This is a genomic window from Noviherbaspirillum aerium (assembly GCF_008929045.1).
GTDB classification, from domain to species: Bacteria; Pseudomonadota; Gammaproteobacteria; order Burkholderiales; family Burkholderiaceae_D; genus Noviherbaspirillum; species Noviherbaspirillum aerium.
In genome coordinates this window covers 282,634-296,152 of record NZ_VFAH01000002.1, presented here as the reverse complement: position 1 = coordinate 296,152, position 13,519 = coordinate 282,634, and the positions used below count along the sequence as shown (strand labels likewise).

Below are 13,519 nucleotides of genomic sequence, written 5' to 3'. Positions count from 1 at the left end.
CAGGAGGAGATCCATGCACGCGCTCGTCACGGGGCCAATGGGCAGCTCGGCTATATGCTGGCGCGCAAGCTTGCCGAGTCCGGGCCTGTGGTCAGGGCCGGCGTACGGGCTGTAGCGGACACACAAAAGACTGCCGAGCTGCGGCAACTGCCAGGTGTCGAAATTGCGGAAGCCCAATTGTCCCGTCCCGCGCAGATGCGTGCCGCGATGGAAGGTATGGAAGTTGTTTTCCATGCCGCTGCTGTCTATTCTCTCACCGCCCCGGAACGCGCCGCGGCAGCGAGTACCGATGAAGAAGAGCTTGGCAGATACGCTCTCCGTACTGCGTGGCCGCAAGACTTCGCTCAGACACGACGGCGATGTCAGGACGCATCCCGGCGGCCGGCAGCGATACTGATCGAATGACGGCCGCCCGCTGCGGAGACATTCGCTATCTTGTCATTACAGGATGAATCATGGCAATAGGCAGTCTCCAACAGGAAATCCGTTTTTGTCGAAGTCCTGACAGCACGACCATTGCATATGCCACCATCGGTCAAGGCCCGCCTATTGTTCGTGCTGCGCATTGGCTCAGCCATCTTGAGAAAGATTGGGAGAATCCCATCACCAAGCCTGTCCTGTGCGAACTCGCGCGTCATAATACGCTGGTTCGCTACGACCTTCGCGGTTGCGGGCTGTCTGACCGCGATGTGAATGACATGTCCTTTGAGGCTTGGCTTGGTGACCTTGAGTCGGTTGTCAATGCGGCGGAACTTGATCGCTTCGTGCTGTACGGTCCCTCCGGCGGAGGAGGCATTGCGATTGCCTACGCCGCCAGACATCCTGAGCGGGTAAGCCGAATCGTACTTCATGGCGCCTTTGTCAGAGGCGTGCGTACACTTCCTTTGACCTCCGACCAATTGGACAAGATCGATACCGTTGCTCATCTGACTGAAATCGGATGGGGAACAAAGAATCCGGCATTTCGCCAGGTATTTACGTCGATGTTTATTCCCGATGGTGCTGCCGAACAGTGGAACTGGTGGAATGATCTGCAACGCGTTTCCAGTTCCGGAAACATTGCAGCGCGTGCACTCCAAACCTATCAGCGCTATGACACAGCTCATGTCGCTTCCCTGATTCGGTGCCCTACCTTGATTGCCCACGCTCGCGATGACGTTCTCGTTCCTTTTCAAGAGGGAAGACTTATTGCCAGCCTCATTCCTGATGCACAGCTGGTGCCTCTGGCTTCGCGCAATCATGTGCTTTTGCAAACGGATCCGGCATGGGAACAGTTCTTTAATGCGTTTCATGCATTCATGCGAGCGGAGAGCTCGCATGAATCCGGCTATCCCTTGGCGGAAGAATTACATGCACTTAGCACCCGCGAATTGGAAGTGCTTGATCTGGTTGCTCGCGGCATGGACAACGATCAGATAGCTGCACGCCTTGGTCTAAGCGCCAAGACCGTCCGCAATCACATCACAAACATCTTTGCCAAGCTCGAGATTTATACTCGGGCCAAGGCAGTCGCCGTCGCCCGGGAAGCAGGGCTTGGTGTACGACGGCTTGATTAGGACATCTGGCCCAGTGTGTTCGCGCTGATTTGCCTGAACATTATGCAGCTTTGGGACAGGCGTCTCATACGGCCGTTCGTAGGCGTCCTAGACTGAATTATCCGTCGCGCAGACGGGAAGCCAGCCAAAAGGAGCCGGAAATGGACATCGATTTTAACCAGGTAGTGGTAGAAGTGACTTCCAACACGTTTTTCAACTTGGATCACGCAGACGGAACAGCCTTGATTTGCGTATCTGGAGCGCTATGGGTTACACGCGATCACTGCATGAAGGATACAGTGCTTGTCCCTGGTGAAGTCTATGAAATTGAAGGAAACCAAGCTGTGACCGTGACCGCCTTTGAGCCTAGCACGCTTCGGGTGCTCAATTCCGAGAGACTCGTGGCACGCACTGTCCGCAGTGTACATTCCAGTTCATTGGCCACAATATTCTCCCATTGGCGCAATAGGTTTGCGTCCATGGTCTTTTACCGGACGCATGCGCGGTGAAACCGCGGACAAGTGGTGTGAGTTGAAAATTTGCTGAAAGCAAATGAAATGTTCTGAAACCATGTCGAGACAAGGGAAAAAGCACGGCAGGGTCGCGCCTTTTGCGCAAAACACGAGGCATTGCTACTTCGTCACTCGGTTTACCCTTATTGTGCATCGCAGCAGCGCCCCAAGTTATTCGCCATCACTTTTGATGGAGGAAGTATGTCAATCTGCCACTACACCCTAACTACACCCCAGTCTGACGCCAGCGAGACCAATGAACAATGGCACAGCACCCCTGTGCCTCTGGAGGAGCTGCCAGCGGGCTTGATCGAAGACGAGGTTTAACCATGTCATAAGCTTTCCGCCCCTCCGCTGTGGGGGGCTTGCTTTCGGCTACCAGCTGTCCGGACGCTTCTGGGAAGATAAACTGAGACCAGCTATCACCGGATCACTGACGTAAATTTTCCCGGGACGCCCCTGCATCGCCTTACCGCAAGCTGGACATTCCACCGTATCCGTCATGTCCTCGTCGACAAAAGAACAGCTGATTTCGACAATTTCAAATTCCCTGTTGCAGCCTGTGCATTCCATTAACACTTTCGGCATTGCATCTCCTTATCACATACAGTTGAGATAAGAACAAAGCCACTATGTATGGTTCGCGACGGAGAGCAGATAAGTACGTTACCGAAAAACAATGCCGTCTCCGAGAGGTTGCCAGGCTTTTACTGGTTTAGGACCTGTTCACACTTCATTCAGGAGTGCGAAGGCACCTTAGGCGTTGCATGGCTAGCAAAGGCGGCCAGCCTTTGCTAGCCACGCGCCACCGCCAACGCGTGTTATGGTGCGAACGCATCTCCCGAACGAAGTGCGAACAGGCCCTAAGGGAACTGCATCACCATATCCTTCCACCACAGTAGACGGTCACCGAACTAGGACACTCCAGCTTCAATGCGGTCTCGACCATTCGCCTTGGCTTGATAGAGCCGGCGGTCGGCCAATTCCACAAATTCACTCAGGTCATCTTGCGAGCCCGGCACCACGGTCGCAATGCCCATACTGACCGTCACGCTTCCAGACACACTTGATGAGGCATGCGGGATGCCCTCCCTGGTCAGCAGCTTGCGGCAGCGCTCTCCGACCTGTTGTGCCGCGGCGGCATCGGTCTCGGGCAAAACGAGCATGAATTCCTCGCCACCCAGACGCGCGCAGAGATCACGCGACCGAGCGGCAGCGGTATCTAGCACATGCGCTACCCGCTTGAGACATTGATCGCCGGCGCGGTGGCCGTAGTGGTCGTTGTACTGCTTGAAGAAATCAATATCGACCAGGATGACCGAGATAGGATGCCGGCTGGCGCGCGCCTTTGCCCACTCGACTTCAAGTAGCGCATCGAGCATGCGACGGTTCGCCACCCCGGTCAAACCGTCTTTGTAGGACAAGGTTTCCAGTTCCTCCTGCAGTTTCAGTATCTTGTCCTCGGCTTTCTTACGCTCACTGATGTCGAACATGAATCCGACCAGCGAATCCACCGTGCCATCAGGGTTGCGCAGAACGTGGACGACGTCACGAATCCAGATGTACTCGCCATCTGCCGTGATGGCGCGATAGTCAGCTTCGTGATCGACCCCTTGCTGGGACTGCGAGACGCAGAAATCGACGGTCTTTTGCCGGTCTTCGGCGTGGATGCGTTCAGCCCAATCGTTGACGGACACCCAGCTGCCCTGACTCCAGCCCAGAAGTTGTTCGATCTGAGGACCGATATAGCTGAACTGCATGGTTTGCCAGTCGATACGCCAAGGAATCGCCTTGGTTGATTCGAGCAAAGTGCGGTAGAAGCTTGCATCCTCGGCGTGATGGTCTTGATTCGGGGGTAAGGAAGTCATAAGGTTACCTTGTAAGATTGGCCACGGACTGGATTCAGACAGGGCACCAGCCATGCGTTCCTATCAAGAAACATCTTACCTTGGAACTGTGGGTCTTGCTGTTGTATGGGAAGCCGAAATGACTTGGGGCGAACAAAGTGCAGAGCAGGCATTCAGGCTTGCACCGGGCGCAGTTGGGCACAGCCGGCCCAAGACGGGTGCCTTAAACACCGCTCGGTTGATTGGCGATCGGTCCTGGTAATGGCGGATCAACAGGTTATCTCCTGTCCAGGCCCAATCCCAACATGCTGGGTTGGCAGTCGGGTGACTTCATCGCCGCGACAAGATGCACCAGGGTAGGGCAGCATCATTTCTGTCGATCTGTCGCGTACGTCCTTACCATACGGTCTAGGGCCTGTTCACCCTTGATCTGGGAGTGCAAGGGTACCGCAGGCGTTGCAGGATCAGGCACAACGACGCATCGTAGCGGTGCTACGGCAAGGCGGACTCGGCGTTCCCTTGTAACGCCGCCATGCAATGCCGGCAGCGCGTGTTATGGGTGCGAACGCATCTCCCGAACGAAGTGTGAACAAGCCTGGAGCGGATTGCAGGCGACTGTACGGTCGCCTCGGCCTGCCTAGAGCGCATGGCGGCGTTGGTCGTTGCTGGTGTGGCCCGCCCCACGGCGCTCCTGCCGCCTCGCCCTGCATCCCAAGGCAGACCGATGCTTCCGTATACTCACCTGCAATCCGCTCTAGTTCATTTGCATTCTGCTGCGCATCGCTTCGTGCCGGTCAATTGCATCGATCTCCTGGCTAGTGCAGTTTGCCCTGTGATACAGATAAGCGCTACAGATCAGCAGCCGTCTCATCTGGTCATCGTTGAGTCTGTCAGAGACCTCCGATAAGGTTTCTGCGAGCATGATCTTGATCCTATGCAAATCGGCGTCGCCCGGCTCTATCTTGGAGAGCAACGCCAATATCTGATATTCGTCCATAGCTACCCTCTACATACGGTTGGCGTCTTAAGCTTAAGAGGGCCGCAGGTATCCTTCGTTCGACTACATATGATGACAAATTATTATTAAAGAAATATCGCCATAGATACCAACTATTGGTAGACGTGGAAAAGTAGTGTTACTCAAGAATGCGATATACGTCTTAACAATAAGAAATAGCTGTGCAAGCACCTTGTCGTTCGCTACTCTCATGACGCATAGGAGAAACGCTCGGAACATCCAATAGCTTCTTTACAGATTGTCTGCATACGCACGTCTTGAGTGCTTCTGGAAGCCTTCAAGGTTCGACATGGCCGAATCTCCTTATTCCGGAAACCCCGCTTTACGAAGCCCGTCCACCAATGTGGCGAGATTCTCTGGTCGACGGATCGGTAACCAGTTCACGATATTGGAGAGATGCAAAGTAGGATCAAGCTCACGCAAATGCTCCATCGCGCATTTCGCTTCGGCTATCCGTCCGGCATGTGCATGGCTCGCGGCAAGGACGGCGGCTGCCAGCAGAAAACTTGGCAAATCCCGAATCGCTTTCTCCGCCCATGACGACGCCATGTCAAAGCGCCCCATGAAGAGATAGGCAGCAGCCGTTCCGGCTTGCATTCGATACATTTCCGGGTCCAGGGGGCTTAATCGCATGGCGTGCGTAAAGTGCTCGACAGCTGCATCCGTTTCGCCGTGCCAGAGCTTGAGGAATGCGCTGAGGAACCAGGCTGCTGCAAGGTTCGGATTGAGCATGAGTGCCTTGTCCAGGAGAGCGATTCCGCCCGGCAGATCGCCGGCGAGATGGCCAAGAGCATGGCCGCTCCTCGTAAGAGCAACTGCATCGCCCTTGTCCAGCTCGACAGCCTGGCGAGCCAGCCGAACACCCTCGGCAATCTCTTGTGGGCGATCGGTGATCCAACCGTTGAGCTTGCGCCAACAATAACACCATGCCGCCATCGCGTAGGATGAGGCAAAATTCGGATCGGCCGCTATTGCCTTATTAAAGAGCAGCAGTGCTTCGTCGATGGTTTCCTTGGTGCCATGATGCAACCTGGCCATGCCACGCAGATAATAATCGTAGGCATCAAGGCTTTCCGTCGGCTTGCGTCTCGCACGCTCGATTTCCACCCGCTCAAGCTGTGGCGCAATCGCGCCGACTACACTTTCTGTAATCTGATCCTGCAGTTCAAAGATGTCTTCAAGCACACCTTCGAAGCGGCCTGCCCAGTGATGCGTACCTGTTGTTGCATCGATCAATTGACCCGTGATGCGCACGCGATTTTTTGCGGTTCGCCAACTGCCTTCCAGCACATAGCGCACGCCCAGCTCGCGACCAACTTGCTTTATGTCCACCGTACGCGCTTTATAGGTAAAGCTTGAATTGCGCGCAACGACAAACAACCAGCGATACTGCGACAAGGCCGCGATGATGTCCTCTACCACGCCGTCGGCCAGGTATTCCTGCTCCTTGTCCCCGCTCAGGTTGACAAACGGCAGGACTGCAATCGACGGTCTGGCAGGCAAGGCTGGAGCGCATTGTGCTTGAATCTCTGTCGCGGAAGACGTGCCAGATGAATCGATTCCATCCGATGGCTTGACCTCCTTGATATCAGCGGTGAACCGGAATCCCTTGCGGGCAATCGTTCGAATTACGCGCTGTTGCTCGCCGTTGTCGCCCACCGCCTTGCGTGCCGCGTTGATGTGACTGGCCAGGGTCGATTCCGAAACAATCCTGCCGGACCATATCGCGTTGATTAGTTCGTCCCTGCTGACGACACGCTCGCGGCTCTTCGCCAAGAAGACCAGCACGTCGAAGACCTGGGGTGCGGTTGCAACGGTCCGGGATGCCCGGAGGAGTTCCCGCCGATCCAGGTCGAGCACGCAATCCTCAAACACTAATACCACTTGCAGCCCCCTTTCTGTACGCACGCGCCTGGTACTCGGCAAGGCCACGGGGCAGTGATGCCAACGCGCAGACGCGTATCTCTAAATAAATATCCAAAGCAAACTCAATGCAAACACAATGCATCGGCAAAGTATTTCATCCGGCCGAAAAGCATACTGCATACATCGATCGCAGCAATGAAGAAGGCAGACACTGAGTCAAGGAGCGAAACATGAAAATAGTTGTTATCGGCGGTAGCGGCCTTATCGGTTCAAACATTGTAAACCGGCTACGCCTTTATGGTCATGAGACTGTAGCGGCATCGCCTAGCATGGGCGTAAATACGATTACCGGGGAAGGACTGGCTGAAGCACTGGCTGGCGCCGAGGTCGTCGTTGACGTGGCGAATTCTCCGTCATTTGAGGACCGGGCAGTACTGGAGTTCTTCCAAACGTCGGGTCGAAACCTTCTCGCCGCCGAAGCTGAGGCAGGAGTGGAGCACCACGTCGCACTCTCGATCGTTGGTGCCGACCGCCTTCCGGAAAATGCCTACTTCCGGGCGAAAGTCGTCCAGGAAAACCTCATCAAGGCGTCGAAGATTCCTTACACCATTCTGCGTGCGACGCAATTCTACGAATTCATCGAAGGCATTATCAACTCGGGTGATGACGGCAGCACAATTCGTCTTTCGCCCGCCCTTATCCAGCCGATCTCGGCTGACGACGTGTCGGCTGTGCTGTGCGATCTCGCGGTCGGGGCGCCGGTGAATGGCATTGTCGAAGTGGGCGGTCCCGATCGCTTCCCTCTCGATGTACTTGCAGGCAAGTTCCTTGCCGCGCGCAACGACAAGAGGCAGATAATCGCCGATGTGCATGCACGCTACTTCGGCAGCGAACTGGATGACCGATCTCTCGTCACGAGCGATGAAGCGCGCATCGGCCCGACACGCTTTCACAACTGGCTCAGCCGCTCATCGGCACAACGATAAGCCTGCAGTTCAGGGGCCGCGTGGCCTAGTGGTGCGAGTTAAGAATTTGTTGATCAAATGGTGGACGAGAATCAGCCGATACTGCGTCAACAATGCGCGCAACGACTGGCAGAGACACGGTCTTGCTGTGCTTTTTTCCTTGTCTCGACATAATTTCGCCACATTTGCTTTCAACAAATTTCCAACTCACACCACTAGGCTGTGTTTGATAAGTCGCTGCGCGGTCCGGATTGACGCCTGCGGTGCTCGGCGTACCCTGCGTACGCGTGCGCCCCTCGGCGCCAATCCGGAACGCTCGCGACGCTTATCAGACACAGCCTGGTATCAAATCTTTTTTTACATGGAGGATTCATCATGACCCAACGCATCGATTACCAGAAGCAGTCTCCGGAGCTGTTCAAGAAATTCGTCGAATTCAGCCTCGCCCTCAGACAGTCCTCCATCGAGACATCGATCCGCGATCTCGTGGATATCCGGGCATCGCAGATCAACGGTTGCGCCTTCTGCGTCGACATGCACGTTAAGGAAGCGACGATACATGAGGAGCGACCGCTACGGTTGCACCATGTCGCCATCTGGCGCGAGTCCACGCTGTTTAATCCACGTGAACGCGCCGCTCTGGACTGGACCGAAGCATTGACCCGGATTTCCCCCAAAGGCGTGTCCGATGACGTCTATGAGTTCGCCCGTACGCAATTTTCTGAAAAGGAATTGTCGGATCTGACTTTCCTGGTGATGTCGATCAATGCCTGGAATCGCGTCAACGTGGGTTTTCGTGTCGCGCCCGGCACGTACGACAAGGCATTCGGCATCGACAAGTCTGGCCTGTCCTGACCCGGCATCGGCGCAGTTGAGTAAGGCCTGCGCCCCTTCAAACCCACTCACGATTGCTTTTTGCAGGCCACCACGAGGAACAAGCCATGAATATTCTTAAGATCTTCTTTATGTTGCTGCTGTCGGCAGTTGGCACCGCCGGCGCACAGCAGGTTCGGCCGGAGGCACAGGTGACGCCGCTGATGACCAAAACCCTAGCCGACTATCCAGGCAAGGAAGGACTAGTCATCACAGTCGATTATCCGCCCGGCGGAGAAAGCGCGGTGCATCGTCACAATGCGCACGCGTTCGTTTATGTGCTTGAGGGTTCAATTGTGATGGGCGTGCAAGGTGGTAAATCCGTCACGCTGACACCGGGCCAGACCTTCTACGAAGGCCCGGACGATATACACACGGTCTCACGCAACGCCAGCCTTACCAAGCCCGCCAGGTTTCTGGTCGTCCTGTTGAAGGATAGTGGCAAACCTGTTTCAATGCCGGTACCCTGAAACGAGCATGGAGGCCGCGTACCTTGCTGCCTCCATGCCGGATAACACAACAAAAGAGCGGCTTATCCAATGCGACGATCTGCGAAACGGAAGGCGAACAGTTGGCGCGAGATATTCTGGCGATAATGTCGCAAATCGGCCGCTGAACAAAAATCTGATACTGCACCGACGCCGTATCAGAATTGATGTTGACCGCAATGGCATGCTTAGACGTCTCGTGTGGATGCTATGGCGTACCCGGACTATAATTACTTGTTCGCTGAGTCGGCACTGATCCCATCAGGCAAAACAGGCTGACTCGTTATCTAAGCAGAATACAACGAAAAGGAGACAAAGGTGAATAGGAAAGTCGCAGTTGTCACGGGTTCTTCTTCAGGCATTGGTGCTGCTACCGTCAGGCGGTTCGCCAAGAATGGCTACAACGTAGTAATTAATTTTTCCCGTAATGCGGAGCCGGCACGCGCAGTCGCTGACGATTGCCAGGCGTTCGGTGCGGAGGTATTGCTATATAAGGCAAATGTTGCAGACGACGCGGACTGCCGCGCACTCGCTAGTGCGGTTGAGGAAAAATGGGGAAGATGCGATGCGCTGGTCAACAATGCTGGTACGACCAAATTCGTTGCAGCCGCCAATCTGGAAGGATTGAATGCGCAGGATTTTCAGGATATTTACGCAGTCAACGTTATCGGTGCTTACCAGATGATAAGAGCCTTTGCGCCCTTGATGAAACGCAATCCTGGAGCCGGTATTGTTAATGTATCGTCGGTCGCGTCAGTATCGGGCATTGGCTCCAGCGTCGCCTACATGGCATCAAAGGGAGCACTTAACGCTATGACCTTTGGCTTGGCACGAGCGCTGGCGCCGGAGGTGCGTATCAATGCAGTGGGGCCCGGCATGGTGGAAACACCATGGTTGCAGAACGGCCTCGGGCCGGAACGCTATGAAGCAATCCGTCAGACGTATATTAAATCGACGCCCATGAGCGCTACCATCGCACCGGAAGATGTTGCCGATGCCTGCTTCTGGTTGTGCGACGGCGCACGTAAGACTACCGGCGAGTTCATACTGATCGACAGTGGGCGCACCAAGTTTCCCTTACTCTAGCTGCCATCAATATTGGCGACGACGAGATCCAGTAACTCGCTCTAAAACAATAAGCAGGCACCGGATCGCTCCGGTGCTTATCAGCCTGCTGTCGTGCATATCATCAGCGATTGACATAGAAATCACCGTTCGAGAGTAAAGACATGTCTCGGCAAGGGATGATCGTTGCGAAGCAGTATGCGGAGGATCTCCCAAAGTTTAATCCAAACCGTTGCCGAGGTGACGCTGCTAGAAGCGAGAGATATAACACTCGGCACCCATTTAACCAGGTGTGCTATGTCTGAAGAGAACAAGTCACTGATACGATCGTTCGCAGATGAAACTAATGCACAGAACTGGGAAGGAGCACGCGCTCTGTTGGCGCCGGGGTTCAGACGCCACAGTACGGCCGCTGGCGCGCCCGAGCGCTAGACCGGCGGAGCGCCTTGCCCAATAAAGAAGACCGGATCGTATTCTGATCGTAGGATTCGAGAAACTTGATGCCACATCGGTGGTCGGTATCCCAGTTTTGCAAGCTCACGGTTAAAAACCTGCTGACCTTGGAGTTCGAACAAAGCGATGTTGGTAAACACTGCAGTGACAAGCTCAATTGCACTCGCTATCCAACATCAACTTCATTCGTCACCAATCGGAAAGGATCACGATTCTATGGTTTCTTTCGGAACGGCGGCTTAACTGCGGAAGGTAAGGATACCTTTGCACATTCACGAAAGTGTGGCCGTTGCTGTTGAATCGGCAGTGGCGCCATTTTTACAAGCTTTGTTATATACGGCTGTGACTGCTAACGGACATCAGAAATGCCTTGCCTTTCTGCGTAAGAAAAACAGTGCCGGCCATGCCAGGCATGGCGTCCACTAACCCTGCTTCGCATGCATCTTCCCACACGGTTAGCCTCGGGCAGGAGCTTTTCCAGACCTCAAGAACCTCCTTATAAGGGTGATTTCCTTGATCAATCCATTCCAGCAATTGAAGTGTTAATGCTCTTTGGGGATCATTCATATCAAGCTCGCTGTGAGTTCTCTAATGATGACGGTCTTCGTACTTCGGGTATCAGATTAGCCCAGATGCGCCTACCAATGCCCCTAGTCCGATAAGCAATACTGGATTGAGACGTGTTTTAACGAGTAGCAGGGCCGTGATGCCCGTGACCAGATATCCGTGCCAGCCTGCGTCGGTGGCAGTGGCAAAGACCCATGCCGTCGCAACGAGCAATCCTATTGAGATTGGCGCAATCGCTCGACTTAATGCAACAGAAAACTTGCTTGCGCTGTGTTGCACACGGGCTCTGATGAGCGCGAGCGTAATTAGGATCGACGGGAGAAGCACGGCGGCGGTGGCAGCCACTGCACCGTACCATCCGCTTATAAACCATCCGATCAAAGAAATAAAAAGAAGGTTTGGCCCAGGTGCTGCTTGAGCAAGGACGTAAGCAGCCGTGAATTGTTCCTTCAATAGCCATGCCCTATCAGTCACCACATACTCGCTTATTTCGGGCGCGATCATCACCAGGCCGCCGCCGACGGCCATCAACGAGAGTAACGCCAAATGGGCGGAAAATCCAAGGATGTCCACGTCATTGTCCATGCTTTCTCCCAATCACATAAAAGAGCGATGTGCCACCGATTGCCAATAAGCCAAATACGTAGATAAGCTTCCACTCCAGTACGCTGATGCCGGCGAAGGCAAGGCCAGCGAGGCCCACTTGGGAAGCACGGATAGGACGTTGAAGTGTCTCTTGAAGAATCTTCAGTGCCATCTTGGCTGCTGTTCCCAAGATCAAGCCAGCGGCGACCGCACCCATTCCTTTCAGGGCATTCTTCACCGGAGTTAGCTCGCCAAAGTATTGGTATCCGACTCCAAGGGCGATCACTAACAGGAAGGGGAAGAAGATCATGCCCGCTAGTGCGCAGAATGCACCCCGGATTCCATTGAATTTGTGGCCTACCATCAAGGCCACATTACATATAGTTGCTCCTGGCAGCATTTGGCTGAGTCCGAGGTATTCGGCAAATTCTGATGCTGTCAGCCAGTTACGTTGTTCAACCAGACCACGATAGGCAAAGGGTAAAACACCGCCAAAACCAGAGAGGGCAATCTGAGAAAAGGCCCAAAACAATTCGAACCCCGACAGTTTGCGGATCGCTGGTGATGCTATGGCAGCTTGTGCAGTAATGTTCATTTGTAGGGTTGGCGTGTATGTGTACAGATAGTGTCGTCATTGAGACGATATAGCACTGCATTTGCGGAGTAAAATGAATTTATTATGCGGATTGATTCAATTTTCTTATGAAAATCGATATTCTCGGTGTGGAAGCTTTTGTGGCCATCGCTGATCATGGCGGCTTCCAAAAGGCGGCCAATACGCTGAACGTTACCCAGACTGCAGTGACGCAACGATTGCGTAACCTTGAGAAATTTCTTGGTGTGACGCTGGTGGAAAGAACGACTCGATCAGTAAGTCTCACTGGAATAGGCGAGGATTTTCTCCCGCGAGCGCGACGCCTGCTGGAAGAGCTTTCTACCGCGCTAACCGAAATAAGAGAGACCGGGAAGGCGCATCGAGGCGATGTCTCCGTAGCGTGCGTGCCTACCGTGGGTATTCAATATCTGCCCGCAATCATTCATGAATATTCGACGCTTTATCCGGAGAACCGCATCCAGATCCTGGATCATTCGTCATTTGGTGTGGAGCAAGCCGTATTGAGGCGGGAAGCGGAGTTCGGCATCAATCTCGCGACACCACACCATCCTGATCTTATCTCTACTGCTTTGCTAGAAGACCGTTTTGTCCTAATCTGCCGCGATGATCATCCTTTGGCAGTGCATACCACGCTCAACTGGGCCAGTTTGGTCAGTCACCCGCTGATCTTCGCTGGCAGGGTCGGTGGGAACCAGTCGTTACTCGATGGCTTGCTTAGTGATAGCAGCTTGGCAGGTTCCGCCGCCAAGCTGGCTTTGCATGTGCAATACAAAGTACAACGAAGCTCGACCGCTGTGGGGCTGGTGGCCAAAGGTGTCGCCGCGGCCGTCGTACCAAGCTTGGCAATGCAGGAAGGAGCATATCCCCAGTTGAAAATAATCCCGCTCGTTAGGCCGGTGGTTTCTCGAACTTTGGCATTGATTACTCGCAAAACTAGCAAGTTGTCTCCGGCCGCGCAGGTTTTATATGATCTGATGGCATCGAAGGCCCCTCGGGCCACTCTTGGCAAGAGAAAGTTTTGAAGGGAAATTACCCGGCTTTTTTTCGATTTCCGATTTGATCGGAATCAGCAGGCGGGCCTTAAGTAGTCTCTTATCGTTTTTGACGCTAATTGAATGTCACTCGATAC

The 13,519-nt window shown here is 54.2% G+C and carries 14 protein-coding genes; 8 read left to right on the top strand and 6 right to left on the bottom strand.

Annotation, left to right across the window (positions count from 1 at the left end):
- Positions 1 to 9 precede the first annotated feature (9 nt).
- From FH061_RS31745 to FH061_RS31740, 3 genes are all read left to right on the top strand, one after another.
- The gene (locus FH061_RS31745) at positions 10 to 405 is read left to right on the top strand and encodes an NAD(P)H-binding protein (protein ID WP_225984505.1); all 396 of its coding nucleotides are present in this window, start codon (positions 10 to 12) and stop codon (positions 403 to 405) included.
- A 50-nt stretch (positions 406 to 455) separates the two neighbouring features.
- Complete coding sequence (locus tag FH061_RS04630) at positions 456 to 1,556, top strand: alpha/beta fold hydrolase (protein ID WP_151633449.1); 1,101 nt, start codon at positions 456 to 458, stop codon at positions 1,554 to 1,556.
- 140 nt (positions 1,557 to 1,696) lie between these two features.
- The gene (locus tag FH061_RS31740) at positions 1,697 to 2,044 is read left to right on the top strand and encodes a DUF2917 domain-containing protein (RefSeq protein ID WP_151633447.1); all 348 of its coding nucleotides are present in this window, start codon (positions 1,697 to 1,699) and stop codon (positions 2,042 to 2,044) included.
- A 378-nt stretch (positions 2,045 to 2,422) separates the two neighbouring features.
- Here the strand turns inward: FH061_RS31740 and FH061_RS04620 are convergent, their stop codons facing one another.
- The 4 genes from FH061_RS04620 to FH061_RS04605 form a co-directional block, all read right to left on the bottom strand.
- Positions 2,423 to 2,635: a hypothetical protein gene (locus tag FH061_RS04620; RefSeq protein ID WP_151633445.1), complete on the bottom strand. Its 213-nt coding sequence runs from the start codon at positions 2,633 to 2,635 to the stop codon at positions 2,423 to 2,425.
- Positions 2,636 to 2,961: 326 nt separating this feature from the next.
- Positions 2,962 to 3,915, bottom strand: coding sequence for a GGDEF domain-containing protein (locus tag FH061_RS04615; RefSeq protein WP_151633443.1), 954 nt, complete (start codon positions 3,913 to 3,915; stop codon positions 2,962 to 2,964).
- Between the two features lie 733 nt (positions 3,916 to 4,648).
- The gene (locus tag FH061_RS04610) at positions 4,649 to 4,891 is read right to left on the bottom strand and encodes a hypothetical protein (RefSeq protein ID WP_151633441.1); all 243 of its coding nucleotides are present in this window, start codon (positions 4,889 to 4,891) and stop codon (positions 4,649 to 4,651) included.
- A gap of 324 nt (positions 4,892 to 5,215) precedes the next feature.
- Complete coding sequence (locus FH061_RS04605) at positions 5,216 to 6,796, bottom strand: winged helix-turn-helix domain-containing tetratricopeptide repeat protein (RefSeq protein WP_151633439.1); 1,581 nt, start codon at positions 6,794 to 6,796, stop codon at positions 5,216 to 5,218.
- Positions 6,797 to 7,008: 212 nt separating this feature from the next.
- Between FH061_RS04605 and FH061_RS04600 the strand changes: the two genes are divergently transcribed.
- From FH061_RS04600 to FH061_RS04585, 4 genes are all read left to right on the top strand, one after another.
- Positions 7,009 to 7,764: an SDR family oxidoreductase gene (locus FH061_RS04600; protein WP_151633437.1), complete on the top strand. Its 756-nt coding sequence runs from the start codon at positions 7,009 to 7,011 to the stop codon at positions 7,762 to 7,764.
- 354 nt (positions 7,765 to 8,118) lie between these two features.
- Positions 8,119 to 8,598, top strand: a complete 480-nt coding sequence (locus FH061_RS04595) for a carboxymuconolactone decarboxylase family protein (protein ID WP_151633435.1) — start codon at positions 8,119 to 8,121, stop codon at positions 8,596 to 8,598.
- Between the two features lie 86 nt (positions 8,599 to 8,684).
- The gene (locus FH061_RS04590) at positions 8,685 to 9,086 is read left to right on the top strand and encodes a cupin domain-containing protein (RefSeq protein WP_151633433.1); all 402 of its coding nucleotides are present in this window, start codon (positions 8,685 to 8,687) and stop codon (positions 9,084 to 9,086) included.
- 336 nt (positions 9,087 to 9,422) lie between these two features.
- Positions 9,423 to 10,190, top strand: a complete 768-nt coding sequence (locus FH061_RS04585) for an SDR family NAD(P)-dependent oxidoreductase (RefSeq protein ID WP_151633431.1) — start codon at positions 9,423 to 9,425, stop codon at positions 10,188 to 10,190.
- A 1,050-nt stretch (positions 10,191 to 11,240) separates the two neighbouring features.
- Here the strand turns inward: FH061_RS04585 and FH061_RS04575 are convergent.
- Together FH061_RS04575 and FH061_RS04570 are read right to left on the bottom strand one after the other, a co-directional pair.
- Complete coding sequence (locus tag FH061_RS04575) at positions 11,241 to 11,774, bottom strand: chromate transporter (RefSeq protein WP_151633427.1); 534 nt, start codon at positions 11,772 to 11,774, stop codon at positions 11,241 to 11,243.
- Positions 11,764 to 12,369, bottom strand: a complete 606-nt coding sequence (locus FH061_RS04570; RefSeq protein ID WP_151633425.1) for a chromate transporter — start codon at positions 12,367 to 12,369, stop codon at positions 11,764 to 11,766. Before FH061_RS04570 ends, FH061_RS04575 begins: the two co-directional genes overlap by 11 nt.
- 107 nt (positions 12,370 to 12,476) lie before the next feature.
- Between FH061_RS04570 and FH061_RS04565 the strand changes: the two genes are divergently transcribed.
- Entirely contained in the window at positions 12,477 to 13,412 is a 936-nt protein-coding gene (locus FH061_RS04565) for a LysR family transcriptional regulator (RefSeq protein WP_151633423.1), read from the top strand.
- The last annotated feature ends 107 nt before the right edge of the window (positions 13,413 to 13,519 follow it).

Coding starts and splice junctions, on each gene's coding strand:
- FH061_RS04630 (WP_151633449.1), top strand. CDS start 456: ATGGCAATAGGCAGTCTCCAACAGGAAATCCGTTTTTGTCGAAGTCCT.
- FH061_RS31740 (WP_151633447.1), top strand. CDS start 1,697: ATGGACATCGATTTTAACCAGGTAGTGGTAGAAGTGACTTCCAACACG.
- FH061_RS04620 (WP_151633445.1), bottom strand. CDS start 2,635: ATGCCGAAAGTGTTAATGGAATGCACAGGCTGCAACAGGGAATTTGAA.
- FH061_RS04615 (WP_151633443.1), bottom strand. CDS start 3,915: ATGACTTCCTTACCCCCGAATCAAGACCATCACGCCGAGGATGCAAGC.
- FH061_RS04610 (WP_151633441.1), bottom strand. CDS start 4,891: ATGGACGAATATCAGATATTGGCGTTGCTCTCCAAGATAGAGCCGGGC.
- FH061_RS04600 (WP_151633437.1), top strand. CDS start 7,009: ATGAAAATAGTTGTTATCGGCGGTAGCGGCCTTATCGGTTCAAACATT.
- FH061_RS04595 (WP_151633435.1), top strand. CDS start 8,119: ATGACCCAACGCATCGATTACCAGAAGCAGTCTCCGGAGCTGTTCAAG.
- FH061_RS04590 (WP_151633433.1), top strand. CDS start 8,685: ATGAATATTCTTAAGATCTTCTTTATGTTGCTGCTGTCGGCAGTTGGC.
- FH061_RS04575 (WP_151633427.1), bottom strand. CDS start 11,774: ATGGACAATGACGTGGACATCCTTGGATTTTCCGCCCATTTGGCGTTA.
- FH061_RS04570 (WP_151633425.1), bottom strand. CDS start 12,369: ATGAACATTACTGCACAAGCTGCCATAGCATCACCAGCGATCCGCAAA.
- FH061_RS04565 (WP_151633423.1), top strand. CDS start 12,477: ATGAAAATCGATATTCTCGGTGTGGAAGCTTTTGTGGCCATCGCTGAT.